Raw genomic sequence first — 23933 nt, 5'->3', positions numbered from 1 at the left:
CCCGTGCCATCAGCCTCTCCCCAGCAGGCCATGCGGGCGCAGCAGCAGCACCGCCGCCATGGCGACATAGATCATCAGCCGCGCGCCTTCCGGCCACAGCGTGCTCATCAGGCTCTGCACGATGCCCACCAGCAGCCCGCCGATCAGCGCGCCGGAGAAGCTGCCCATGCCGCCGACCACGACCACGATAAAGGCCACGCCCAGCGCCTCGACCCCCATGAAGGGCTCGGCGCCGCGGATAGGCGCAGCCAGCACGCCGGCGATGGCGGCGGTGGAGGCGCCCAGCGCGAACATCAGGCTGAACAGGCGGAACACGTTGATGCCCAGCAGCGACACCATCTCGGTCGATTCGCTGCCGGCGCGCACGGCGCTGCCCAGCCGCGTGCCCTCCAGCAGCCACCACAGCCCCACCGCCAGCAGCGCGGTGAAGCCGATCACGAACAGCCGGTACTTCGGGTAGATGAAGTCGCCCCACATCACCACGCCCTGCAGCGCGTCCGGCGGCGGCACGTCGACGCCCAGCGGGCCCCATGCGACGATGATCAGTTCCTGCACCGCGAGCGCGAGGCCCACGGTCACCAGGATGTGGAACTCGTGTGCCTGGGCGTAGACGTGGCGCAGCATCAGCTTCTCGATGAACCACGCCAGCGCGCCGATGATCAGCGGTGCCAGCACCAGCGCCGCCCAGAAGTTCAGGCCCAGTTGCAGCGCCTGGAAGCACAGATAGGCGCCCAGCGCGTAGAAGGCCCCGTGCGCGAAATTGACGAAGCGCAGAAGGCCGAAGACGATGGACAGCCCTACCGCCAGCAGGAAGTAGAGCATGCCGACGCCGACGCCATTGATGACCTGCAGCAGATAGACGTTCATGAACTCGCCAGGAGGGATGGCAGCGGCCCGCCGCGCGTCCCGGGCGGGGCGCGGCGTGCGGCTTCGGTAAGTACGCCGCGCGGGCGCGGCGGTGCGGTGATGCCGGAGGCCGTCAGGCCATCTTGCACTGCGTCTGTTCCAGCGGCAGGAAGGCCTTGCCGACGCTCACCACGTCGGCGTAGTCGTCCTTGTCCTTCATCTTGCTCTTGGCCTTGCCCTTGAGCAGGTAGTAGTTCTTCAGCACCTGGTGGTCGCCCGCGCGGATTTCCTCGGGCCCGGTCAGGCCCTCGTACTTCAGGCCCTCCATCGCGGCCACCACGGCCTTGGGGTCGGCGCTGCCGGCCTTGATCATGGCGTCGAGCATGATCTTGGTGCAGATATAGGAGCCGGCCAGGCTGTAGTTGGGATTGGCCTTGAACTTCGCGTTGGCGCGCTTGACCAGGTCGCGGTTCAGCGGCGTATCGACGCCGTGCCAGTACTGCGCGCCGAAATAGACGCCATCGCACAGGTCCGCGCCCAGCGACTCGAACTGCTCGAGCCCCGAGGCCCAGGCCAGCAGGATGGTGGTGTTCTTCTTCATGCCGAAGCTGATGGCCTGGCGCAGCGTGTCGGCGGACTGCGAGCCGAAGTTCAGGATCAGCAGCACGTCTGGCTTGGCGGCCATCGCGTTGGTCAGGTAGCCGCTGAATTCCTTCTCGGTCAGCGCGTGGTAGCTGTTGCCCACGTGCTCGATGCCCTTTTCCTTGAAGATGTTCTTGGCCGCGGACAGCAGGCCGTCGCCGAACACGTATTGCGGCGTGATGGTGTACCAGCGCTTTGCCTTGGGATTGGCTTCGATCAGCGGGCGCACGGTGCGCTCGATCGCGCCGTAGGTCGGCACCGACCAGCGGAAGGTGGCGCGGTTGCAGTCCTTGCCCGTGATCTCGTCGGCGCCGGCGGTGGTGACGAACACGCCGTTGAACTTCTCCGCTTCCTTGCCCATTGCCAGCGATTCGGACGACAGGATGCCGCCGGCGAAGTAGCGCGCGTTCTTCTGCTGCGCCAGTTCCTGTACCTTGCGCACCGCGGTGGCGGGTTTGCCCTCGGTGTCCAGCACGGTGTAGCGCAGCGGCTTGCCGAGAACCTTGCCGTACTGCTCCAGCGCCAGCGCCATGCCCTGGTCGGCGAACTTGCCATTGGCGGCGAAGGGGCCGGACATCGGCACGGGACAGCCGAACTCGATCGCGTCGTCGGCGGCCAGCACCGAACGGGCGTGCAGCAGCGATGCGGGGATGGCGGACAGCGCGCCCAGTTTCAGCAGGTCTCGACGATTCAAAGCTCACTCCTCGTGTGTGGGACATCAAAACGGCAAGTGCGACGCGCGAGCCGGATGTCCGCACGCCCTGCCAGGACGCGGCCGTCTGTCCTGCCCGGCGGCCAGGTCGACCACGAGCAAGATTCGAACCCGTTTATTCTATTTATACGTATAAACTGGTGAAATCATCATAGGGGCCGCCTCGCGCGGCTGTCAACGTCGGCGCCGCTAGGGTTTACGCAGAGGCAAGTCGGCGCGTTCCGCTCCCGCCGGCGGTGCGCGCGGCACGAGGCGGGGCACAATGCGGTGCAGGCATGCGCCTGCGTGCACCGCGCGCGGGCGGTGGCCGGAACGAGGAATCGGGGCAATGGCAATGTTTAGAAGCGGCAAGACGGCGGCAATCGGCATCCGCAAGCAGAAGCGCGCCGACCTAGTCGCGGAGGAGCTCAAGCGGCTGATCACGCAGCGCAACCTGAAGCCGGGCGACAGGCTGCCGCAGGAGGTCAAGCTGCAGCAGACGTTCGCGGTCAGCAAGAGCACGATCCGCGAGGCGCTCAAATCGCTGGAGGTGCAGGGCCTGATCAGCGTCAGCACCGGCCCGGCTGGTGGCGGCACCATCGTCGAGGTGCCGCTGGACCGCACTTTCCAGCTGATGCAGAACTACCTGTTCTTCAAGGACGTAGGGATCGCCGACATCTACACGGTGCGCCGGCTGCTGGAGCCGGAACTGGCCGCCGGCGCCGTGCCGCATCTCACGGAAGAGGACCTGCGCGCGCTGGAGCACACCATCGACCTGTGCGATCCCGCGTCGGAGGCCGCCGCGGCGCCGCTGGACCAGCGCCAGGAAGACCTCAGCTTCCACGACATCCTGGCCGAGGCGAACCCGAACCCGATGCTGCGCTTTTGCTGCGAGCTGATCAACGAGATGCTGCGGCAGCTGGTGGTGTTCGGCAACGACACGCCGTCATGCGAGCACGAGAAGTTCGGCGCGGCCAACGTCAAGTTCCACAAGAAGATCGTGGCGGCCGCGCGCGCGCGCGATGCGGACAAGGTGCGCGCGCTGATGGCCGCGCATATGGAGGATTGCACGCGCCATGTCACGCGCATGAACGGCCGCGTGCACGGCAGGCTGGTGCTCGATTCGGAGATGCCGCGGCGCGGCCGGCTGGTGCGCGAGGACGACGGCGACTAGCGGGGCCGCGCGCTAGGCCGGTCGCCTGTTCGGGATGCCTGCGGCTGCTCCCTCCGGGCGGCCGCGGAGCGAGCCGAAGCGGTGTGCGTACAGCCAGGTGAATTCGGCCCCGAGCAGGAAGATCTGCGCGGAGTAGTAGACCCACAGCAGCAGGATCACCAGCGAACCGGCGGCGCCGTAGCCCGATGCCACGCCGCTCTTGCCGATATAGAGCCCGATCAGGAATTTGCCGATGGCGAACAGCAGCGCGGTCACCAGCGCGCCCAGCCACACGTCATGCCAGCGGATGTGCGCCCGCGGCATGAACTTGTAGATCATCGCGAAGATCGTGGTGATGATGGCCAGGCTGACAAAGAAGTCGACCACGTGGGCGATGACCTCGCCCTCGCCGAACAGCGGTGCCCACACGCGGCCCAGCGCCGACAGGCCCGCGCTGGCCAGCAGCGAAACGATCAGCAGGAAGCCGATGCCCAGGATCATGCCGAAGGACAGCACGCGGGCGCGCAGCAGGCCCCAGATGCCGGAATACTGCAGGCGCTCGGGCACGCGCCAGATGCGGTCCAGCGCGCTTTGCAGTTCCGCGAAGACGGTGGTGGCGCCGACCAGCAGGGCCGCAAAGCCGAGCAGGGTGGTCAGGGTACTGGTGCCCGGCTCGCTGACGGCGACCAGCATGTCTTCCACGGCCTCCGCGCCATCGGTGCCGAGCAGCCCCTGCAACTGGGTCACCACCTCGCCCCGGGCGGCCTCCGCGCCGAACACGATGCCCGCCACGGAGATCACGATCAGCAGCAGCGGGGCGATGGAGAAGACGGTGTAGTACGCGATGGCCGCGCCCATGCTCGGCGCGTAGTCGTCGCTCCAGGCGCTGACGGTGTCCTTGAACAGCTTGAACCACTGGCCGATGCCAGGGGAGGCGGCGTGGGGCGCGCGGAGTGTCATGTTCCTGTCCTCCGGGGAATGGCGAGCGGATGGAAGCCATCTTGTGCCTGCCCGGGCCCCGTCACTATCGGCGCCTCTCCTACATTGGGGCGCGGCGCCGCCATCCCCGCGCCCGCGGGGACGACGCCCTCAGTCGTCGTGGTGCAGGTACTTGGCCTGGCGCGGCAGGCGCAGGCTGACCAGGAAGGCGAGCACCATCATGGCGGTCACGTACCAGTAGAAGGCGGTCTCGTGGCCCATAGACTTCAGGCCGAGCGCCACGTATTCGGCCGAGCCGCCGAAGATGGCATTGGCGATCGCGTAGGCCAGGCCCACCCCCAGGGCCCGCACATGGGGCGGAAACATCTCGGCCTTCACGATGCCGCTGATCGAGGTGTACAGGCTCACCACCGCGAGCGCCACCGCGATCAGTACGAAGGCCACGGCGGGGCTGGTCACCGAGTGCAGCGCGGTCAGGATCGGCACCGTGATCAGCGCGCCCAGCGCGCCGAACATCAGCATGTTGTTGCGCCGGCCGATGCGGTCGGACAGCGCGCCGAACAGCGGCTGCATGCACATGTAGACGAACAGGCAGCCAGTCATCACGTAGCTGGCCGTCTTGATGGACATGCCCGCCGTGTTGACCAGGTACTTCTGCATGTACGTCGTGAACGTGTAGAAGATCAGCGAGCCGCCCGCGGTATAGCCCAGCACGGTGAGGAAGGCGGCCTTGTGGTTGCGGAACAGCTCGGCGACGCTGCCGGCCTCCTTGCTGTTGCGCGTGGTGGCCGACGAGGTCTCGTGCAGCGTGCGGCGCAGCAGCAGCGCGACCACGGCCGTGATCGCGCCGATCACGAACGGAATGCGCCACGCCCACGTCTTCAGCTCCTGCTCGGTGTAAAGCTGCTGCAGCACGACCACCACCAGCACCGCCAGCAACTGGCCGCCGATCAGCGTCACGTACTGAAACGACGAAAAGAAGCCGCGCCGGCCCTTGAGCGCCACCTCGCTCATATAGGTGGCGGTGGTCCCGTACTCCCCGCCTACCGAGAGGCCCTGCAGCAGGCGCGCGGCCAGCAGCAGCGCGGGCGCCCAGGCGCCGATGCTGTCGTAGGTGGGCAGGCAGGCGATCAGCAGCGAGCCGGCGCACATCATCAGCACCGAGATCAGCATGGAGTTCTTGCGGCCGTGGCGGTCGGCGATGCGGCCGAAGATCCAGCCGCCGATGGGACGCATCAGGAAGCCCGCGGCGAACACGCCGGCGGTGTTCAGCAACTGCACGGTGGGATTGGACTGCGGGAAGAACAGGTGCGCGAAGTAGATCGAGCAGAACGCGTACACGTAGAAGTCGAACCATTCCACCAGGTTGCCCGACGAGGCCGCCACGATCGCGAACACGCGGCGGCGGCTGTCTTCATGGGAGCCGATGGGGGGAATGCCGGGGGCGGTGCCGGTAGCTGTCGTTGTCGTCGATAGTTGTGTCATCGGAGAGATCGCAAGGGTTGAGACGTTGCGTCCTTGCTCTGTGAGGCGACCGGGAAGTCGCCGGGCTCGCAGGGGGCGTGGGGGATACCGCGGCCACGGTCCGGCCCTTGCGGCCGGCCGCGCGCGATGGCGCGGCTGGCAGGATCGCTGATGCCGGGCTAGGGTAACCCCATTTTCCGTTGGCTGCACGGCGGCGCGGTGCGATGGCCGGCGCGGCCGCCGCGCGCGGGCGCGCCGCCGCGGGCAGCGCGGGCGATTGTCCAATCAGCCGAACGGTGTATCCCGCGAGCCGGCCACGCCCGCGGCTAGCCCGGCGCTCCTTCGATCACCAGCCGGCTTTGGCCGCCGGCCAGGCGCCGGATCTCGATGCGCGTGCCGATGCGCTCGGTCATCTCCTGCACGTGCGAAATCACGCCCACTTTGCGGCCCTGCGCCTGCAGGCTGTCGAGCGCGTCCATCGCCACGCGCAGCGTGTCGGCGTCCAGGCTGCCGAAGCCCTCGTCGATGAACAGCGACTCGACGCGGACCCGGTGCGACGACAACGACGCGAGCCCCAGCGCCAGCGCGAGCGACACCAGGAAGGACTCGCCCCCTGACAGCGAATGCACCGAACGCATTTCGTCCGCCATGTCCTGGTCCACCACCAGCAATGCGAGGCTGCCCCTCACCCGCTCGAGCCGGTAGCGACGCGACAGCGTGGCCAGATGGCGGTTGGCGTAACCGAGCAGGATGTCCAGCGTGAGCTGCTGCGCGTAGTTGCGGAACTTGCGGCCATCGGCCGAGCCGATCAGTTCGTTGAGCCGGGCCCAGACGCGCGCGCGTTCCTGCTGCGCGGCGATGCGCGCGACGGCATCGCTGGCGGCCGCGCGGCGCTCGTCGTCGCGGCGCAGCGCGAACTCGGCCTCCGCGATGGCCTGCTTGGCGTCGGCGTGCGCGGCGAGCGCCGCGTCCAGCAGGCCGCGCACCGCCTCGGCGGATTCGGGGCCGGGGCACGTCGCCTCGATCTGCTCGCGCTTGGCGTTGCGCTCGGCGGCCACGGCCCGGGCCTCCGCGACGGCGCGGTCGAGTCCATGCAGGGCCTCGCGCTCGGCCGCCTGCCAGTCGGCGCCATGGGCCAGCCACTGGCGCAGGCGCTGCAGACCGCCGTTGTCGTCGCCGGCTTCGTCGCTGCCGCCGTCGGTCATGGCGGCCGTTGCCCTGCGTTCGCGGTGCGCGGCCAGCCATGCGGCGACCCGGGCCCGCGCGTCGGCGGCTTCGGACTGCACCGCCACCAGCCGTTCGCGTGCCTGCCGGTCGGTCTCGGCGGCGCGCGCCTCGTCGTGCGCGGCGTGCCGGCAGCGCACCTGTGCGGCCTCCAGCGCGGCCTGCGCGTCGGCCACGGCCTGCTCGAGCGCGGTCTCGATGTCGCGTACCGGGCGGCCGGCGTACGGCGTCCCGGCGAACAGGGCATCGCGCTCGCGCTGGCGGGCGACGCGGCCCGCCTCCGCCTCGGCGAAGGACTGCGCCGCGTCGCGATGCGCGATGCCGGCGCGCTCCAGCGCCTCGGCCGCCGCCGTCAGCGCGGCCGCGAGCCGATCGATGCGCTGGCGCAGCGCCTGCGCATCGGCCTCGGCCTTCAGCACCGCCTCGATCTCGGCGCGGCGCGCGGCGCGGTAGCCGGCGGGATCCCGTTGCCACGCTTCGTGCCATGAGGGGCCGCAGGCCGCGCCAAGCCCGCCCGCATCAAGTTCGGCCAGCACGCCGGCGAGCCGTTCGCGCTGCTGAGCGGCGGTCGCCTCGGCGTGCTGCTGCCGCAGCACCAGCGCGTCCGTTTCGGACTGCAGCGCGCGCAGCGCGTCGGAGGCCCGCGCCTGCTGCGCGCGAGCGGCGTCGACATCGGCACGGGCCGCATGGGCGCGCCGCTGCAGCTCGCGCCAGGCGGCTTCCTGCGCGCCGGCGGCCTGCTGCTGCGCCTCGGCCTGCGCCAGCCGCTCGTCCAGCCATGCCAGACGCTGCGCGTCGGCAATGCCCGCGATGCCGTCGAGTTCGGTGGCGCCAGCGTGCAGCGACCACGCGTGCTCGGCGGCCTCGAGCCGCCGACGGGCAAGCGCGCGCTGCTGCGCGAGCGCTTCCACCGCCTGCGTGTGCGATGCCACCAGCGCGCCCTGCGTGGCAATGGCCGCGGTCAGCGTCGCCAGTTCGGCCTGGCGTGCGCGATGCTCGGATTCCAGCGAATGCAGCGCCTGGTTCAGCGCGTCGCGCAGCGGCTCCCCCGTATGGGCGTAGGGATGGTCGGTGGCGCCGCAGACCGGGCAGGGCGCGTCCGGCTGCAGCCCGTCGCGCAGCGCTTCGACGCTTTGCTGGCACGCGGCGTAGGCGAGCCGCCACGAACGTTCGGCCTGCTGTTCGGCGGCCAGTGCCTGGGGCCGGCGCGCATTGGCTTCGTCCAGTTGCGCGCGGCATGCCGCGAGCTTGGCCTCGTGATCGGCGTGCCGGCCGTCCAGTTCAGCGCTGTGCGCGCCCGCGGCCAGCCACTCGCGCCACAGCGCGCCGGCGATCTGCAACGCTTCGCGCCGCCGGTCGGCCGCCTGCTTGCGCGCCGCCAGCGCGTCCGCGTCGCAGGCGGCCTGCTCGCGCTGCAATCCGGCCAGCGCGGCCTCGGCCTCACGCAGGCCGGTGGCGGCGCGATCTGCCGCCGCCTGCGCCGCGCCGGCCGCCTCGCGCGAGCGCGCCAGCGCCCGCACCACGTCGGCGCCCGTGGACTCGGCCTGCCGTTGGTGGGTCAGCAAGTCGGCCGCTTGCGCCAGCAGCGTATCGCAACGCTGCCACTGCCGCGCGAGCGCATCCAGGTGCATGTGCGAGGCCAGCCAGCGCGCCGCCGCCGCATGCTCGGCGACGGCCTCGCGGTGCGCCTGCGTGCTGCCGTCGCTGGCATGCCGGGCCTGCGCCAACGATGCGGTCGCCTCGTCGCGCGTGCGCACGGCGCGCGCATGCTCCGGCGCAAGCGCGGTCAGCGCGGCATCGAATTCGCGCGCCTTGGCCACGGCGGGCGCCAGCGCAGCCTGGGTGGCGCGCGCGGCGTCGCGGCGCGCTGCCGCATCCGCTTCGAGGGCGCGTGCGTGCGCGGCGGTGGCCGCCGCGGTGGCGAGCGCCGCGCCGGCCTGTTCCGCCAGCGCCAGCGCACGCTGGGCCTCGCCCTCCAGCCGGTCGGCCGCTTCGAGCAGCGGCCGCGCCGACTGCGCGGCCTCCACCGCGGCCAGATGCCGGCGCCGGTCTTCGGCGCCGTCGCGCCGTGCCAGCGCGGCGGCGCATCCCTGCTGGGCCTCGGCCTGCGCGCGCACGGCCTGCTGGTGCGCGGTGTGCCAGCGCAGATGGTCTTCCAGCTGCCGGCAGCGCGCCTGCAGCGCGTCTCCCGTCCGTTGCCGCTCGGCGCGCTGCGCTTCCCAGTGCGCCCGCGTGTCGGCATCGAAGGGCTGGTGCGCGGCGGCGGCTTCGCTGAGCCCGCGCAGCGTGTCCTGCTCGGCCTTGTTGCGCTCGAAGGCGCGCCGCGAGATGGCCTCGAAGCGATCCGTGCCGGTCAGCGCCTGCAGCAGCGCGGCGCGGTCGTCGTCGCCGGCCTTCAGGAAGGCGAAGAACTCGTTCTGCGCGAGCAGCACCGCGCGGGTGAACTGCTCGAAGGTCAGGCCGATGCGCTGCACGATGGCGGCCTTGACCTCGGTCTTGAGGGCGCTGCCTACCGGCTGCGTGCCGGCGTCCGCCTGCAGCAGCGACAGCGCCATCTGCGTTTCCTGCAGCTTGCCGCTCGCCCTGGCGCGGGCGCGCCGCACGCTCCAGCGGGCGCGGTAGCTCAGCTCGTCGCCGCCCACGAAGTCGACTTCGGCGTAGCCCTCGGCGCAGCCGCGTCGCAGCAGCGTGCGCGGATCGTGCGCGCCGACGGTTTCCTCGCCCACGTCGGGCAGGCCGGCGCCGCGCGGGCCCACGCGCGCGACGCGGGGGGTCTCGTCGTACAGCGCCAGGCACAGCGCGTCGAGCAGGGTGCTCTTGCCCGCGCCGGTGGGGCCGCCGATCGCGTACAGGCCGGCGGAGGCAAGCGGCTCGCGCGTGAAGTCGACCTCGAACTCGCCGGCCAGCGAGGCGAGGTTCCTGCCGCGGATGGCAAGGATCCTCATGGCGTCGCCTCGTCGGCCACGTTCATCAGCGCGGTGAGCGCGGCCGCGAGTTCGGCCGGCGCATCGCCGTCGTGCCGCTCGCGATAGAGTCGCGCAAACACCGCGGCCGGATCGAGCCGGCCCAGTTCGTCCAGCGACAGCACCGGCACGGCGGCGTCGCCGGTCGCCGCGCTGGCCGAGACCTCGATGCGGGCCAGCCGCACGGCCTTGCCGTCGAGTTCGGCCTCGATGCGCGCGCGCAGCGCGGGCTCGGGCGCGTCGAGCCGCACGCGCACCTGCAGATAGGGCTGGCGCTCGGTGGGCAAGTCCGGCAATGCCAGCGCCCGCAGCGCGGTCAGCACCTCGTCCAGCGGCCGCGGCGTTGGTGGCACGCGCAGCAGGGGCACGGGGCGCGGCACCGCGATGGCCCGCACGTCGCGCAACGCGCCGTCCTCGATATCGACGCCCAGCACCTGATGCGGATAGTGAATCTCGGAAAACGACATCGGCAGCGGACTGCCGCTGTAGCGGATATGCGCGTGCTTGCCGACGGTCTGCGCCAGATGCAGGTGGCCCAGCGCGACGTAGGCGATGGCCGGATCGAAGATCCCGGCGGGCAGCGCCTCGGCGCCGCCCACCACCACGCGCCGCTCGGAGTCTTCGGACGTCAGGCCGTCGCGCATATGGCAATGGCCCAGCGCGATGATGGGCTGGTGCGGCTCGCGCCGCGCCAGCGCCAGGTCCAGCGCGTCGCGGTAGAGGCGGGCCACGCCGGCCTGGTAGGCGTCGCCGTCCGTCTCGATGCGCGGCACGTCGCCCGCGCGCAGGAACGGAATGGCCAGGCACCACGCGGCGATCGCCCCGTCGCCGTTGCGCACGGGCACCACCATGCGCTCGACATCGATGGTGCCGTCCGCGCCGCGCTGCACGCCGCCCACGCAGGTCGCGCCGAAGTGGCCCAGGAAGGGCACGGGGGCTTCCAGCCGGCCGGGCGAATCGTGATTGCCCGCGACCAGCACGATGGCCAGCCGCGGCATGCGTGCGCGCGCGTCGGCCAGGAAGCGGTAGAGCTGGCGCTGCGAGGCGGCGGAGGGATTGGCGTTGTCGAAGATGTCGCCGGCGATCAGCAGCAGTTCGGTGCGCTCGGCTTGGAGCGTGTCGAGCAGCCAGTCGAGGAAGTGCTGATGTTCGTGGGTGCGGTCGAAGTCGTGCAGCGTCTGGCCGAGATGCCAGTCGGAGGTGTGCAGCAGTCGCATGCGTCATGCCTGTGGAGAACAGGCGTGACGATAGCAGAGATCGCGGGGCAAGCCGGGCAGCGGTGGCGCCGCGCCCGGCGCGGCGCCGTGCACGAATCGCGGAATGCGGCTACACTGCGGCCCGCGCCGACGAGAACGCCCGCAAGGGTGGCTCGCCCGGCATGACTGGCGGGGTGGCAGAGTGGTGATGCCACGGTCTGCAAAGCCGTGCACGACGGTTCGATTCCGTTCCCCCGCCTCCAGTCTCCCCGGCCTCGGCGCCTGAAGACCTCGGCGCCTGAAGACCTCGGCGCCTGAAGACCTCGGCCGCTTCAATCCCCGCCCAGATACGCCTGCACCAGCGCCGGATCGCGCGCCAGTTCGTCGGCGCCGCCGCTCGCCACCACGCGGCCTTCCTCCAGCACATAAGCCCGGTCGGCCAGCGCCAGCGCCAGCGCCGCCATCTGGTCCACGAGCACGATGGTGATGTCCTCGGCGCGCAGGCGATCCAGCGAGGCGAACAGGTCCGCGATGACCTTGGGCGCCAGGCCGAGCGACGGCTCGTCCAGCAGCAGCACGCGCGGGTTCGACATCAGGCCGCGCGCCACCGCCAGCATCTGCTGCTCGCCGCCGGACAACAGCCCCGCGCGCTGGTGCTGCCGCTCGCGCAGGCGAGGAAAGCGCGCGAACATGACCTCGACGCGCCGCATCACCTCCGCGCGCGGCAGCCGGCCCGAGGGAAAGGCGCCCAACCGCAGGTTGTCCAGCACGGACAGTTCGGGGAACACCTGCCTGCCTTCGGGCACCAGCACCATGCCCATGGCCGCGATGCGCGCGGCATCCAGTCCGGCGAGATCGGTGCCGTTGAACGTGATGCCGCCCTGCACCGGGCGGTGCAGCCCGGCGAGCGCGCGCATCAGCGTCGACTTGCCGGCGCCATTGGCGCCCAGCAGCGCCACCATCTCGCCCTCGCGTACCTGCAGCGAAACGCCGTGCAGCACGGGGGCGGCGCCATAGCCCGCCGTCAGCGCGCCCACTCCCAGCACTTCCTGCGCATGACCGTTCGCGGCGGCGCGGCCTTCCGTGCGCGCGGCCACCTGTTCGCCGGCCTCGCCCAGGTAGGCGCGCCGTACCTGCGGATCGGCCCGCACGGCGGCCGGCGTGCCGGTGGCCAGATGCTGCCCCGCGTCGATCACCACGATGCCGTCGGAGACCTCCATCACCAGCGACATGTCGTGTTCGACGAGTCCGACCGCGACGCCGCTGGCGGCGATGCGCCGCAGCAGCGCGCCGAGCCGCGCCTTGTCTTCGCGCGACAGGCCCGCCGCGGGCTCGTCCAGCAGCAGCACCGCGGGCTGCGTGGCCAGCGCGCGTGCGATCTCGACCAGGCGCCGGTCCACGTGCGCGAGGTCCGCGGCGCGGGCCTGCGGATCGCCGTGATAGCCGCAGCCGCGCAGCAGCGCCACGGCCTGGGCGCGCACCGCGGGAGCGGTGAAGCCCGAGATGCCCAGCAGCGGGCCCAGCCGGCCGCGCGAGAGCGCGATCGCCACGTTGTCGGCGGCGCTCATGCCGCCGAACAGCTGCGAGGTCTGGTAGGTGCGAGCGATGCCGCGGCGGGCGCTGTCGCAGGCCCCGCGCGCGGCAATGTCGTCCGCGCCGAGCCGGCGCGTGCCGGCCTGCGGCTGGTAGAAGCCCGACAGCATGTTGAGCACGGTGGACTTGCCCGCGCCGTTGGGGCCGATCAGGCTGGTGACGGCGCCGGGCGGCAGCGTGAAGGACAGGCTGTCCACCGCGCGCACGCCGCCGAAGACCATGGTGAGACCGGAGGCCGTCAGGCCGCGCCGCGCGGCCTGCGGCAGCGGCGCAAGCTCCGGTTGCGCGAAGACGGCGTCCGGCTGGCCCGCGGGCGCGGCGGCGGCGGCGCGCCGGGCGAACAGGCGCGTGACCACGCCCACCATGCCTTCCGGGGCCACCCACAGCACCAGCAGCAGCAGGCCGCCGAAGAACAGCAGGCGCAGGTTCTCCAGGCTGGACAGCAGCTCCGGCAGCAGGCCAACCACCACCGCGCCGACCAGCGGGCCGGCGACGGTGCCGGCGCCGCCCACGATCACCACCAGCACGAACAGGATCGATTGCAGGAACGAGAACATGCCCGGCGTGACCATGCCCTGCAGCGGCGCGAACAGGCCGCCGGCGAGGCCCGCGAGCGCGGCCGACACCGCGAACGCCACGGTCTTGACGCGCAGCGGGTCGATGCCGATCGACGCGGCGGCCGTTTCGCTGTCGCGCACCGCGCGCATGGCGGCGCCCCAGCTGCCACGCGAGACGCGCGCATACGCGGCCAGCGCCACCGCCAGCACCGCGATGGCGATCAGCGCCAGCGCGCGCTCGCCGCCGTCCACGCCGGGCAGCGCCGGTTGCGGAAAGCCCATCAGGCCGTTCTGGCCGCCGGTCAGCGCGCGCCATTCGACTGCGCCGTGCTCGACGATGAAGCCGAAGGCGATCGTGACCATCGCCAGACCCGGGCCCTTCACGCGGAGCGCCGGCAACGCGAGCAGCGCGCCGGTGGCCGCGGCGATCAGCGCGCCGACCGGCCAGGCGGCCCAGAAGCTCCAGCCGGCCTGGCCGGTCAGGATGGCGACGGCATACGCGCCGATGGCGTAGAAGCCGACATGGCCGAACGAGACCTGCCCGGTCAGCCCGAGCAGCAGGTTCAGGCCCACGCCGCAGATCGCCAGCATGGCGACGCCGGCGATCACGAAGACGAAGTAGCCGTTCACCCACAGCGCCGCGGCCGCGGCCGCCAGCAGCGCGAGCGTCAGCACGCCCACCTGCAGCGGCGTGCCCATGCCCAGCAGCGTGGGCGCATGGCGGCGGCCGGCGGCCGGTGGCGCGGCGGTGGCGTTCTTGATGATGTTGGCGAGCAACGTGGAATCGTTCATACCTTGCGCACCTCCGCGCGCCCGAAAAGACCGTCAGGCCGCAGCGCCAGCAGCACGATGACCAGCGCGAAGGTGATGATCTGGGTGTAGCTCGAGCCGAGCGACGCGGTGACCAGCGCCTCGACCATGCCGAAGATCAGGCCGGCGATCATCACGCCCCAGGCGCTGGACAGGCCGCCCAGAATCGCCACGGCGAACGCCTTGAGCCCGAACACCGTGCCCATGTCGGACTGCACGTTGAACAGCGGCGCGATCAGCACGCCGGCGATGCCGGCCAGCAGCGTCGACAGCGCGAACGCGACCGCGATGGTGCGGCGGATCGGAATGGCCATCAGCCGCGCCGCATCGCGGTTCTGCACCACGGCGAGCATGGCCACGCCCCAGCGCGACTTGCGCAGCACCAGGTGCAGCAGCGCGGCCAGCGCCAGGCCCACGACGGGAATCAGCAGCTGCAGCGGATAGACGCCCACGCCGGTGTCGCCGATCTGCACCGACGACACCGCCAGCGGCGACGGCAGGCTGCGCGGCTCGGTGCCGAAGGTCAGCATCACGACGTTGTCGAGCACGATGCCCAGCGCCACGGTGGCCATCAGCCACGCATTGGAATTGCGGCTGGCAAAGGGCCGCACCGCGAGGAATTCGACGGCCAGCCCGTACAGCGCGCACAGCGCCAGCGCGAGCAGCACCGCCAGCGCCATCGGCCAGCCCAGCGTCTGCGCGAAGGTATAGGTCAGCACGGCGCCCAGCATCATGGAGCTGCCCTGCGCGAAGTTGACGGTGGCCGAGACGGTATAGGTGATGTGGAAACCCAGCGCCATCAGCCCATACATGCTGCCCAGGCCCAGGCCGCTGATCAGGGCCGATATCCAAAGCATGGTGTTTTCCTTGTTTCATTCGGTCGGGTGGTGGTGGCTTCCGCGGGCCTTTACCCTCACCCCTCCCCTCTCCCGCGGGCGGGAGAGGGGAGAACACACGCGACACATCAAACGCCATCGGTTCGCGCCCTCTCCCGCCCGCGGGAGAGGGGCCGGGGGTGAGGGTGACCGCCAGCCGAAGCCCGCCGGCCCGCACGCAAACCAACTACTTCCCGTTCACCGGCACGATGCGGTTGTCGATGAACTGCGCCCACACATAGTCGTTTTCCGACAGCGCGTCATGCGTGTCCGGCGTGAACGGTTTCACGTAGGTCTTGATCAGCCCTTCGTAGCGATCGATCTTGTAGAAGCCCTCGCGCACCGCGTCGCCCTTGGTGGAGCCGGCGCGCGCGATGGCCAGCGCGGCCAGATGCGTGGCGTCGTAGGCGTTGGCCACGCCGACCGCGGGCGTGATGTCGTCCGGTCCCTTGACGTCGCTGTAGCGCGCCTTCAGGGCGTTGACCACGCGCGTGCCGACCGGCGACGGCGTGCCGAAGAAGCTGTACGTCTGCACGAAATGGACGTTCTTCGCGTTCGGTCCCGCCAACTCCGTGAAGCGGCCACCCGCCGGGCCCCAGTGCGACACGATGGGCACCTTCCAGCCCATGCGGTCCAGCGACTTGACGACCTGCGCCGACGGGCCGACGTTGCCCACCATCAGCAGCACGTCCGAGCCCGCCGCCTTGAGCCGGCCCAGCTGCGGGGTGATGTCCACATCGTTGCCCTCGAACTTCTCGATGCCCGCCGGTTTCATGCCCTTGGCGGTCAGCGCGGCGACGATGCCCTTCTCGTTCGACTCGCCCCATGGGTTGTTGACCAGGATCAGGCCCGGCTTGCTCGCGCCGAAGGTCTTCTGCGCGTACTGCAGCATGGCCTTGTCCACGACCTCGTCCACCGCCGAGACGCGGAACACGTAGTTGGGATTGGCGCCGTTGCGGGTGATCGGCGTGCCGGCCGCCCACGGACCCATGAACGGCACCTTCTCCTGGTTGGCGATCGGCACGATGGCCATCGAGACCGGCGTGTCCAGGCCGCCGAACAGTACCGCGACCTTCTCCTTGTAGATCAGCTCGCGCGCGGCCAGCACGCCCTTGGCCGGATTGCCCTCGTCGTCGCGACGCACCAGCTCCAGCTTGCGGCCGCCGAGCAGGCCGCCCTTGGCATTGATCTCGTCGATGGCGACCGTCATGCCGCGCGTGATGGCGTCGCCCGCGCGCGCCGACTGGCCCGACAGTGCGGTGACCAGGCCGATCTTGATGGTGTCCGCCGCCATCGCGGGCACGGCGGGCAGGGCCGCCGCCGCGAAGAGGGCGGCCGCGGTGGCCAGCAGGGTACGGCGGGACATCTGGGTCATGGCGAATCTCCGGGTGTGCGAGGAAGTTGCTGCTATGGCTCGCAAGAGCTGTGCCATCCGTCGACACCACGGACCCGCAGCACGATGCGATCCGACTGCCTATATGTAGACGATCTGGTACGTGTCTTGCGAACGATCCTTCGCCATGCATGCAGACGAACGCGCCATGCAGCCGCACGCCCGAAGCCGGTGCGCGGCGGCGCCAAAGCGGGGCGCGTTGCCCCATCCCGTGCATTGCCGAACCGCGCCACGCGCCGAACCCTCGCCACGATGACCGACGTCAAGATCGTTCCCCCTCACGCCAACAGCACCGAGCCGGTGTTCGGCCCGCTGCGCTCGCACGGACGCTTTCCGTACCGTCCCATCACCGACGCCGACGACTACGCCTGGCCGAATGGCGCGGGCCTGGCCGTCTACCTCGGCTTCAACGTGGAGCACTTCGCCTTCGGCGAGGGCCTGGGGGCGAACCTGGGGCCGGTCTCGCCGCAGCCGGACGTGCTCAACTACAGCTGGCGCGAATATGGCAACCGTGTCGGCGCGTGGCGCTGCCTGGAACTGTTCGACGAGATGCGCATGCCCGCCGGCGTGCTGCTGAACACGGCGCTGTACGATCATTGCCCCGAGCTGCTCGATGCCTGCCTCGCGCGCGGCGACGAGCTCATCGGCCACGGCCATACCAATGCGCGGCGCCAGAGCGAGTACGACGAGGCCGGCGAGCGCGCGCTGCTGATCCATTGCCGCGACCGCATCGCCGCGCACGCGGGCACCGCGCCGGCCGGCTGGCTCTCGCCATGGATCTCCGAAACCATGCTGACGCCGGACCTGCTGGCGGAAACGGGCTACCGCTACACGCTGAACTGGTGCCACGACGACCGGCCGGTGCGCATGGACACGCGCGGCGGCCCGCTGTGGTCGATTCCGTATCCGCAGGAGCTGAACGACATTCCGATGATCATCGGCCGCCAGCTCGATGGCCGCGACTTCGCCGACATGATCATCGACCAGTGCGACGAGATGCTCGCGCAGGCGTACCGATCCCGACCGGAAGGACCGCGCGTGCAGCCGCTGGTGATGGGCATCGCGCTGCATCCCTATCTGGTCGGCCAGCCATACCGCCTGCGCCATCTGCGCCGGGCGCTGGCGCATATCGCGGCGGAACGCGACGCCGGCCGGGTGTGGTTCACCACGCCGGGCGAGATCTGCACGCATATGGAGCGCGTGGCGCCGCTGCCGGCGTCCGGGGCCCATCCCGCGCAACCGGCCATGCCGCCGGCCGCGGTCACCGCCACCGCTTCGCGCTAACATCATGGCCGTCCATTTCCTGCCCGACGCCATGCCGCCGAAAGCCGCCTCCAGTGCCGCCGCGAAGGCCAACGATGCCCAGCCGGCACGCCACAAGACCGCCCCGGACAAGACCGCACGCGACAAGCGCGCCGCCCCCGCCGCCGACACGCTCGCCAGCGCGGTGCGCGAGCACGACGGCGCGGGCAGCGACGCCGATGCGCGCATCTACCGGGCCGTGTTCGACGGCGTGCTGAACCATCGCCTGACCCCCGGCACCAAGTTGCCCGAGCCGGAGCTGTGCCAGCTGTTCGGCGTGGGCCGCGCGGTGGTGCGCCGGGTGCTGGAGAAGCTCGCGCACGACGGGATCGTGGCGCTGCGCCCGAACAAGGGCGCGGTCATCGCCGAACCCACGCCCGAGGAGACCGGGCAGATCTTCGAGGCGCGCCGCGCGATGGAGCGCGTGCTGGTCGAGCTCGCGGTGCAGCGCGCGACCGCCGCCGACGTGCGCGTGCTGCGCCGCCAGCTGGCCGAGGAGCACGAGGCCATGCACCGCTTCGACCAGCCCTCGTGGGCGCGGCTCGCCAGCGGCTTCCATCTGCGCATCGCCGCGCTGGCGCGCAATCCGGTGCTGCAGCGCTACCTGACCGAGCTGGTGTCGCGCTGCTCGCTGATCGTCGGGCTGTACGAGCCGCCGGGACATGCGCCGTGCGAGCACGACGAGCACACCGAGATCGTCGACTGCATCGAGCGCCGCGACGCGGCCGGCGCGGTGGCGCGCATGGAGGCGCATCTGCGCCAGCTCGAAGAGCGCATCGAAACCTCCCGCATGCAGGGCGAGAAGAGCCTCGCGCAGATGCTGGGATTGACCCCGCCGGGGCGGCGCGACGCGCGCTGAGCAGCCCCACCACCCCGGCAAGACCTCAGGACACCATGGAAATCGACTTCGACGCCATCACCGAATACCAGCGCTACAAGCTGATGGCCAGCCTGATCGTGCCGCGCCCGATCGCGCTGGTCACCACGCTGTCGGCCGGCGGCACCGTCAACGCCGCGCCGTTCTCGATGTTCAACATGCTGGGCGAGGAGCCGCCCATCGTGATGATCAGCATCAACCGACTGGGCGACGGCGCACTCAAGGACACCGCGGCCAATATCGCGCGCACCGGCGAATTCGTCGTGCACCTGAGCGACGAAGCGATGGCGGAGAAGATGCACCGCTGCGGCGAGCGCCTGCCGCCGGACGAAAGCGAGCTGGCGCGCTTCGGCCTGACGCCGGTGGCCAGCACCTTCGTGGCGCCGCCCCGTATCGCCGAGGCGCCGGTCGCTTTCGAATGCCGGCTGTGGGAGACGCTGGAGACCGCGAGCCGGCACATCTTCATCGGCCGCGTGCACCGGCTGCATGCGCGCGACGAACTGATCGACACCGAGCGCTGGCGGGTGCGGCTGCAGAACTACTTCCCGGTGGGGCGGTTCGGCGCGAGCTTCTACGTGACCACGCGCGACCGCTTCTCGCTGGAGCGCGAGGGCGGCGAGGGCGGCGCGGTCACGGCGTCGACGGCGGTCGACGAGATGTAGCGCGGCAAGCGCGAGCGGCGCGTGCGCGCCGGATCAGTGACGGGCGCAGTGGACGATCTCGACCGTGACGTGCGCCAGTTCCTCGTGCACGGCGAGAGCATGCCTGACGCGCGCGGGCGTCAGCGCCGCGTCGTGGGTCACCAGGCCCGCGATGCAGGCGAACTTGTCCTTGCCCACGCGCCACACGTGCAGGTCCGCGACCTTGGTGCCTTCCGGGCCGTCGTCGAAGGTGGCCAGCACCTCGCGCACTTCGTCCACCACCGGGTGGTCCATCTCCCGGTCCAGCAGCACCGTGCCGGTTTGCCGCATCAGGCCGTAGGCCCAGTGGCTGACCAGCATCGCGCCGACGATGCCCATCACGGGGTCGAGCCAGTTCCAGCCCAGCCACCAGCCGCCGGCGAGCGCGACCAGTGCCAGCACCGAGGTGGCGGCGTCGGCCAGCACATGCAGGTAGGCCGAGCGCAGGTTCAGGTCGTGCGCATGGTGGTGGCCGGCATGGCCGTGCCCATGGTCATGGCCGTGGTGATGGCCGTGGTCGTTGCCATGATCGTGGCCATGATCGTGACCATGGTGGGCGCCGCCCAGGATCAGCGCGCAGCCCAGGTTGACCGCCAGCCCGAGCGCCGTGACCACCATCGCCTCGCAGTAGTGGATGGTCTGCGGGTCGAACAGCCGTTCCACCGACGCCCAGGCCATCAGCGCGGCGACGCCGGTCAGCAGGATGGCGCTGGCAAAGCCGGCCAGCACCTCGATCTTCCACGCACCGAAGGTAAAGCGGGCGTCGGTGGCGAAGCGGCGCGCGGCGGCATAGGCGAAGACCGACAGGCCGACCGCGAAGGCGTGCGAACTCATATGCCAGCCATCGGCCAGCAGGGCCATCGAGTGGAACCACAGGCCGGCCGCGATCTCGGCCACCATGGTGGCGGCGGTGATGACCAGCACCAGCCGGGTGCGGCGTTCGGCGGCGCGGTTGCCGGTGTCGAACACGTGGCTGTGGGTCCACGGGGAAAGGTCGGAAGAATGCATAGGGGAATGGGCGGAAAACGGGAAGGGCGGCGAGCACCGCCGCTCGCGCAAGGGTAGCAAACCGCGGCGCGGCGGCGGGGGTCGTCCCTGCCGGCGGGATGGTCGGCCCGTCGCATGGTTCTGCTATCGTTGGCGCGCCCGCGCTGCCGGGCTCCCCATCCACCTCCATGCCTCCTGCCATGCACAGCTCCACGGAGGGCGCCGATGCCCGCCCCAACGAAGACCATGCCGCGCCGGCCGACGTGACGCTGCGCGAGGCGTTCTGGTACTGGCTCAAACTGGGCTTCGTCAGCTTCGGCGGTCCGGCCGGCCAGATCGCGCTGATGCACGAGGACCTGGTCGAGCGCAAGCGCTGGATCTCCGAAGGGCGCTTCCTGCATGCGCTGAACTACTGCATGGTGCTGCCCGGCCCCGAGGCGCAGCAGCTCGCCACCTACATCGGCTGGCTGATGCACCGCACGTGGGGCGGCATCGTTGCCGGCGGCCTGTTCGTGCTGCCGTCGCTCGCGCTGCTGATGCTGCTGTCCTGGATCTACCTGCGCTTCGGCGACGTGCCGGCGGTGGCCGGCGCGCTGCAGGGCGTGAAGCCGGCGGTCACCGCCATCGTCGCGTTCGCCGCCTGGCGCATCGGCTCGCGGGCGCTGAAGAACAACTGGCTGCGCGCGCTCGCGGCGGCCTCCTTCGTCGCCATCTTCGCGGCCAGCGTGCCGTTTCCCGCCATCGTGCTCGCCGCCGCGCTGGTCGGCTACGCGGGCGGGCGCCTTGCTCCGGATCGCTTCGCCGCCGGGCCCGCGCATGGTGCCCCTGCCGCCGCCGGGGGGCTCGCGCTGATCGGCGACGACACGCCGACGCCCGCGCACGCGCGCTTTACCTGGGGCCACTTCCTGCGGGTGCTCGCGGCCTTCGTACTGCTATGGGCGTTGGTGCTCGGCGCGCTGGCCTGGCGCTACGGCTGGCACGGCACGCTCGCGCAGATGGGCTGGTTCTTCACCAAGGCCGCGCTGATGACGTTCGGCGGCGCGTATGCGGTGCTGCCGTATGTGTACCAGGGCGCGGTGGACCACCACCAGTGGCTCACGGGGCCGCAGATGATCGACGGACTCGCGCTGGGCGAGACCACGCCGGGGCCGCTGATCATGGTGGTGGCCTTCGTTGGCTTCGTCGGCGGCTGGACCCATGCGGTGTTCGGCGCCGAGGCGCTGCTCGCCTCCGCGATCGCGGCGGCGTGCGTGGTGACCTTCTTCACCTTCCTGCCGTCGTTCCTGTTCATCCTGCTGGGCGGCCCCTTCGTGGAAAGCACGCATGGCAACCTGAAGCTGACGGCGCCGCTGACGGCGATCACGGCCGCGGTGGTCGGCGTGATCGTCAACCTGGCGGTGTTCTTCGCCTACCACGTGCTGTGGCCGCAGGGGATCGCGGGCAGGTTCGACTGGGTGGCGGCGCTGCTGGGCGTGGGCGCGGGGATCGCGCTGTTCCGTTTCAAGGCCGGGGTCGTGAAGGTGATCCTCGCCTGCGGCGCGGTGGGGCTGGTGGTGCGACTGGTCTGGGGATACTAACGGTGTTCGTTGCCCCTCCCGCCCGCGGGAGAGGCGAGCCGAGGCGGGCTCCTACCAACCGCCATACACCCCGCCGCCCCGCTGCCCCTCGAAGCGCTCCACCAGAAAGTCCACGAACGCGCGCACCCGCGCCGACAGGTTGTCGCGCGTGAGGAATACCGCGGACACATCGGCCGGCGGCGCGCTCCAGTCCGGCAGTACTTGCCGCAGCCGGCCCGACTTGAGCAGCGGCGCGATATCCCACTGCGAGCGCATCACGATGCCGTGGCCGTCCAGGGCCCATCCCACCGCAGTCTCGCCGTCGTTGGTGGCGGCCGGTCCGCGCACCTTGACCGTCTCCTGCCGGCTGGCCGAGCGCAGATGCCAGGTGCCATAGGTGGCATCGCTCTCGCGGATCACGATGCAGCGGTGCTGGTGCAACTCGCGCGGCGATGCCGGCTCACCATGCCGGGCCAGGTAGTTCGGCGACGCGCACAGCACGCGCTGGTTGTGGGCCAGCAATCGGGCGGTCAGGCGCGCGTCGGGCAGGTCGCCGACGCGGATGCCCACGTCGTAGCCCTCTTCGGCGAGGTTGGCCGGCCGGTCGGTCAGTTGCAACTGCACCTCGACGTCGGGGCACGCCAGCAGGAAAGCGCTGACCGCCGGCGCCACGTAGCGCCGCCCGAAGCCCAGCGTGGCGTTGACCCGCAGCAGCCCGCGCGGCGCGACCCGGCTGCCACCCAGTTCCTGCTCCAGTTCCTCCAGCTCCGCCAGGATGCGGCTGCCGCGCGCGAGGAATGCCTCGCCTTCCTGCGTGACGCTCAGGCGCCGGGTGGTGCGGTTCAGCAGGCGCACGCCCAGGCGCGCCTCGAGGGCGGCCAGACGCTTGCTGGCCGCCGACGGCGTAATGCCCATCTGCTGCGCGGCGCCGGCCAGGCTGCCCTGCTTGACCAGCAGCACGAAGAAGGCGAGATCGGAAAAGCCGTCCATGGATTCGTGAATACGGGGAACTAATGAAAGTCTTTGCGCGAAATTATAGCGGCGGGTTCCATAGTTAAACTCGGGCCACCATAACAAGGCGCCGACACGCCAGCCGCGCCCGGCATCGCCCGGGACCGCGAATCCACAGGAGACAGCCATGAACCCGATCTTGACCCAGACTTCCACCGTCATGCGCGGCCGCGCGGCGGCCCGCCGCCTGCTGCGCGCGTGCGCGACGCTGGCCGCGGTGCCGCTGGTCGGCCTCGTCGCCGCACCGGCGGCGCAGGCCGACACCTTCCCCAGCCGCCCCGTCCGCCTGATCGTGCCGTTCGCGCCCGGCGGCAGCGTCGATATCGCCGCGCGCCTGATCGGCGATGCGTGGGCGAAGCAGCTGGGCCAGCCGGTGGTGGCGGACAACCGCGCCGGCGCCTCCGGCAATATCGGCATGGACCAGGTCGCCAAGGCCAAGCCGGACGGCTACACGCTGGCGATCAACAACGTGGCGCTGGCCGTCAATCCGGCGCTGTTCGCCAGGCTGCCGTTCGACACCGCGAAGGACTTCACCTCGGTGGGCACGGTGGCGACGTCGCAGCACGTGCTGGTGGTCACCAACAGCCTGCCCGCGAAGAACGTGCAGGAGCTGGTGGCGCTGGCCAAGGCGCAGCCGGGCAAGCTGACCTTCGGCTCGGCGGGTACGGGCAGCACCTTCCATATGGCGGCGGAGCTGTTCAAGTCGGAGTCGGGCGCCTCCATCCTGCACGTGCCGTACAAGGGCGGCGGCCCCGCCATGCTGGACACCATCGCCGGACAGGTGCAGATGAGCTTTCCTGTGCTGTCCGCCGCGCAGCAGCAGGTGCAGGCCGGCAAGCTGCGCGCGCTGGCCGTGACCGGGCCGAAGCGATCCCCGCTGATGCCCGAGGTGCCGACGGTGGCCGAGTCCGGCCTGCCCAACTATGCCTTCGAGACGTGGTTCATCGTCAGCGCGCCGGCCGGCACGCCGAAGGACGTCGTCGCGAAGCTGAACCAGACGCTGAACGCCGCGCTGGCCACGCCGGAGCTCAAGGCGCGGCTGATCAAGGAAGGCTTCGAGCCCTGGAGCAGCAGCCCGGCGCAGGCCGACGCCATGCTGCGCAAGGAAATCACGCGCTGGGCCGCGCAGATCAAACAGGCCGGCATCACGCCCGAGTAAGCCGCCGCCCCGTTA

General features: G+C 70.9%; 17 protein-coding genes and 1 tRNA gene. 7 read left to right on the top strand and 11 right to left on the bottom strand.

Features of this window, described 5'->3' with window-relative positions; all coding sequences use genetic code 11:
* Positions 1-9: 9 nt before the first annotated feature.
* Together LDO27_RS14460 and LDO27_RS14455 are read right to left on the bottom strand one after the other, a co-directional pair.
* Positions 10-867, bottom strand: coding sequence for a branched-chain amino acid ABC transporter permease (locus LDO27_RS14460; RefSeq protein WP_222202588.1), 858 nt, complete (start codon positions 865-867; stop codon positions 10-12).
* A 112-nt stretch (positions 868-979) separates the two neighbouring features.
* A complete protein-coding gene (locus LDO27_RS14455) occupies positions 980-2182 on the bottom strand; it encodes an ABC transporter substrate-binding protein (protein ID WP_222202586.1) in 1203 nt (400 codons plus the stop codon).
* Between the two features lie 346 nt (positions 2183-2528).
* Between LDO27_RS14455 and LDO27_RS14450 the strand changes: the two genes are divergently transcribed.
* The gene (locus LDO27_RS14450) at positions 2529-3353 is read left to right on the top strand and encodes a FadR/GntR family transcriptional regulator (protein ID WP_222202583.1); all 825 of its coding nucleotides are present in this window, start codon (positions 2529-2531) and stop codon (positions 3351-3353) included.
* Positions 3354-3365: 12 nt separating this feature from the next.
* On the opposite strand, the gene LDO27_RS14445 is transcribed toward LDO27_RS14450, so the two are convergent.
* The 4 genes from LDO27_RS14445 to LDO27_RS14430 form a co-directional block, all read right to left on the bottom strand.
* Positions 3366-4292, bottom strand: coding sequence for a YihY/virulence factor BrkB family protein (locus LDO27_RS14445; RefSeq protein WP_222202578.1), 927 nt, complete (start codon positions 4290-4292; stop codon positions 3366-3368).
* A gap of 129 nt (positions 4293-4421) precedes the next feature.
* Positions 4422-5756 (bottom strand): MFS family transporter, encoded by a 1335-nt coding sequence (locus LDO27_RS14440; protein ID WP_222202577.1) that lies wholly within the window; start codon positions 5754-5756, stop codon positions 4422-4424.
* 305 nt (positions 5757-6061) lie between these two features.
* Complete coding sequence (locus LDO27_RS14435; protein WP_224042371.1) at positions 6062-9904, bottom strand: AAA family ATPase; 3843 nt, start codon at positions 9902-9904, stop codon at positions 6062-6064.
* On the bottom strand, positions 9901-11139 hold the full coding sequence (locus LDO27_RS14430) for an exonuclease SbcCD subunit D C-terminal domain-containing protein (protein WP_224042369.1): 1239 nt from the start codon (positions 11137-11139) through the stop codon (positions 9901-9903). The genes LDO27_RS14435 and LDO27_RS14430 overlap by 4 nt, the downstream gene beginning before the upstream one ends.
* 167 nt (positions 11140-11306) lie before the next feature.
* On the opposite strand from LDO27_RS14430, the gene LDO27_RS14425 reads away from it, so the two are divergent.
* Positions 11307-11381: transfer RNA gene (locus tag LDO27_RS14425), tRNA-Cys, on the top strand.
* Between the two features lie 69 nt (positions 11382-11450).
* Here the strand turns inward: LDO27_RS14425 and LDO27_RS14420 are convergent.
* The 3 genes from LDO27_RS14420 to LDO27_RS14410 form a co-directional block, all read right to left on the bottom strand.
* Positions 11451-14060, bottom strand: a complete 2610-nt coding sequence (locus LDO27_RS14420; RefSeq protein WP_224042367.1) for a branched-chain amino acid ABC transporter ATP-binding protein/permease — start codon at positions 14058-14060, stop codon at positions 11451-11453.
* Positions 14057-14935, bottom strand: coding sequence for a branched-chain amino acid ABC transporter permease (locus LDO27_RS14415; protein ID WP_224042365.1), 879 nt, complete (start codon positions 14933-14935; stop codon positions 14057-14059). Before LDO27_RS14415 ends, LDO27_RS14420 begins: the two co-directional genes overlap by 4 nt.
* A gap of 205 nt (positions 14936-15140) precedes the next feature.
* Positions 15141-16328 (bottom strand): ABC transporter substrate-binding protein, encoded by a 1188-nt coding sequence (locus LDO27_RS14410; protein ID WP_224042363.1) that lies wholly within the window; start codon positions 16326-16328, stop codon positions 15141-15143.
* A gap of 270 nt (positions 16329-16598) precedes the next feature.
* Between LDO27_RS14410 and LDO27_RS14405 the strand changes: the two genes are divergently transcribed.
* Genes LDO27_RS14405 through LDO27_RS14395 form a run of 3 tightly spaced genes read left to right on the top strand, consistent with a single transcriptional unit; the run spans position 16599 to position 19187 of the window.
* Entirely contained in the window at positions 16599-17630 is a 1032-nt protein-coding gene (locus tag LDO27_RS14405) for a polysaccharide deacetylase family protein (RefSeq protein ID WP_224042362.1), read from the top strand.
* A 4-nt stretch (positions 17631-17634) separates the two neighbouring features.
* Positions 17635-18507 carry a GntR family transcriptional regulator gene (locus tag LDO27_RS14400; protein ID WP_224042360.1) on the top strand — a complete coding sequence of 291 codons (873 nt, stop codon included), beginning with the start codon at positions 17635-17637 and terminating at the stop codon, positions 18505-18507.
* A gap of 35 nt (positions 18508-18542) precedes the next feature.
* Positions 18543-19187 (top strand): flavin reductase family protein, encoded by a 645-nt coding sequence (locus LDO27_RS14395; RefSeq protein ID WP_222202556.1) that lies wholly within the window; start codon positions 18543-18545, stop codon positions 19185-19187.
* Between the two features lie 33 nt (positions 19188-19220).
* On the opposite strand, the gene dmeF is transcribed toward LDO27_RS14395, so the two are convergent.
* Positions 19221-20213 (bottom strand): CDF family Co(II)/Ni(II) efflux transporter DmeF, encoded by a 993-nt coding sequence (dmeF, locus tag LDO27_RS14390; RefSeq protein WP_224042359.1) that lies wholly within the window; start codon positions 20211-20213, stop codon positions 19221-19223.
* A gap of 179 nt (positions 20214-20392) precedes the next feature.
* Between dmeF and chrA the strand changes: the two genes are divergently transcribed.
* On the top strand, positions 20393-21769 hold the full coding sequence (chrA, locus tag LDO27_RS14385; protein WP_224042357.1) for a chromate efflux transporter: 1377 nt from the start codon (positions 20393-20395) through the stop codon (positions 21767-21769).
* Between the two features lie 51 nt (positions 21770-21820).
* On the opposite strand, the gene LDO27_RS14380 is transcribed toward chrA, so the two are convergent.
* A complete protein-coding gene (locus LDO27_RS14380) occupies positions 21821-22738 on the bottom strand; it encodes a LysR family transcriptional regulator (protein WP_222202550.1) in 918 nt (305 codons plus the stop codon).
* Between the two features lie 148 nt (positions 22739-22886).
* Here LDO27_RS14380 and LDO27_RS14375 point away from each other — a divergent pair, with 148 nt between their 5' ends.
* Positions 22887-23918: a tripartite tricarboxylate transporter substrate binding protein gene (locus LDO27_RS14375; protein WP_224042356.1), complete on the top strand. Its 1032-nt coding sequence runs from the start codon at positions 22887-22889 to the stop codon at positions 23916-23918.
* The last annotated feature ends 15 nt before the right edge of the window (positions 23919-23933 follow it).

The sequence above is a fragment of the Cupriavidus respiraculi genome (assembly GCF_914271545.1).
GTDB lineage: Bacteria > Pseudomonadota > Gammaproteobacteria > Burkholderiales > Burkholderiaceae > Cupriavidus > Cupriavidus respiraculi.
This window is presented reverse-complemented; position numbering and strand designations above follow the sequence as displayed.

Coding starts and splice junctions, on each gene's coding strand:
- LDO27_RS14395 (WP_222202556.1), top strand. CDS start 18,543: ATGGAAATCGACTTCGACGCCATCACCGAATACCAGCGCTACAAGCTG.
- LDO27_RS14430 (WP_224042369.1), bottom strand. CDS start 11,139: ATGCGACTGCTGCACACCTCCGACTGGCATCTCGGCCAGACGCTGCAC.
- LDO27_RS14440 (WP_222202577.1), bottom strand. CDS start 5,756: ATGACACAACTATCGACGACAACGACAGCTACCGGCACCGCCCCCGGC.
- LDO27_RS14420 (WP_224042367.1), bottom strand. CDS start 14,060: ATGAACGATTCCACGTTGCTCGCCAACATCATCAAGAACGCCACCGCC.
- LDO27_RS14380 (WP_222202550.1), bottom strand. CDS start 22,738: ATGGACGGCTTTTCCGATCTCGCCTTCTTCGTGCTGCTGGTCAAGCAG.
- LDO27_RS14450 (WP_222202583.1), top strand. CDS start 2,529: ATGGCAATGTTTAGAAGCGGCAAGACGGCGGCAATCGGCATCCGCAAG.
- LDO27_RS14400 (WP_224042360.1), top strand. CDS start 17,635: ATGGCCGTCCATTTCCTGCCCGACGCCATGCCGCCGAAAGCCGCCTCC.
- LDO27_RS14435 (WP_224042371.1), bottom strand. CDS start 9,904: ATGAGGATCCTTGCCATCCGCGGCAGGAACCTCGCCTCGCTGGCCGGC.
- LDO27_RS14405 (WP_224042362.1), top strand. CDS start 16,599: ATGACCGACGTCAAGATCGTTCCCCCTCACGCCAACAGCACCGAGCCG.
- LDO27_RS14415 (WP_224042365.1), bottom strand. CDS start 14,935: ATGCTTTGGATATCGGCCCTGATCAGCGGCCTGGGCCTGGGCAGCATG.
- LDO27_RS14375 (WP_224042356.1), top strand. CDS start 22,887: ATGAACCCGATCTTGACCCAGACTTCCACCGTCATGCGCGGCCGCGCG.
- dmeF (WP_224042359.1), bottom strand. CDS start 20,213: ATGCATTCTTCCGACCTTTCCCCGTGGACCCACAGCCACGTGTTCGAC.
- LDO27_RS14445 (WP_222202578.1), bottom strand. CDS start 4,292: ATGACACTCCGCGCGCCCCACGCCGCCTCCCCTGGCATCGGCCAGTGG.
- LDO27_RS14410 (WP_224042363.1), bottom strand. CDS start 16,328: ATGACCCAGATGTCCCGCCGTACCCTGCTGGCCACCGCGGCCGCCCTC.
- chrA (WP_224042357.1), top strand. CDS start 20,393: ATGCACAGCTCCACGGAGGGCGCCGATGCCCGCCCCAACGAAGACCAT.
- LDO27_RS14460 (WP_222202588.1), bottom strand. CDS start 867: ATGAACGTCTATCTGCTGCAGGTCATCAATGGCGTCGGCGTCGGCATG.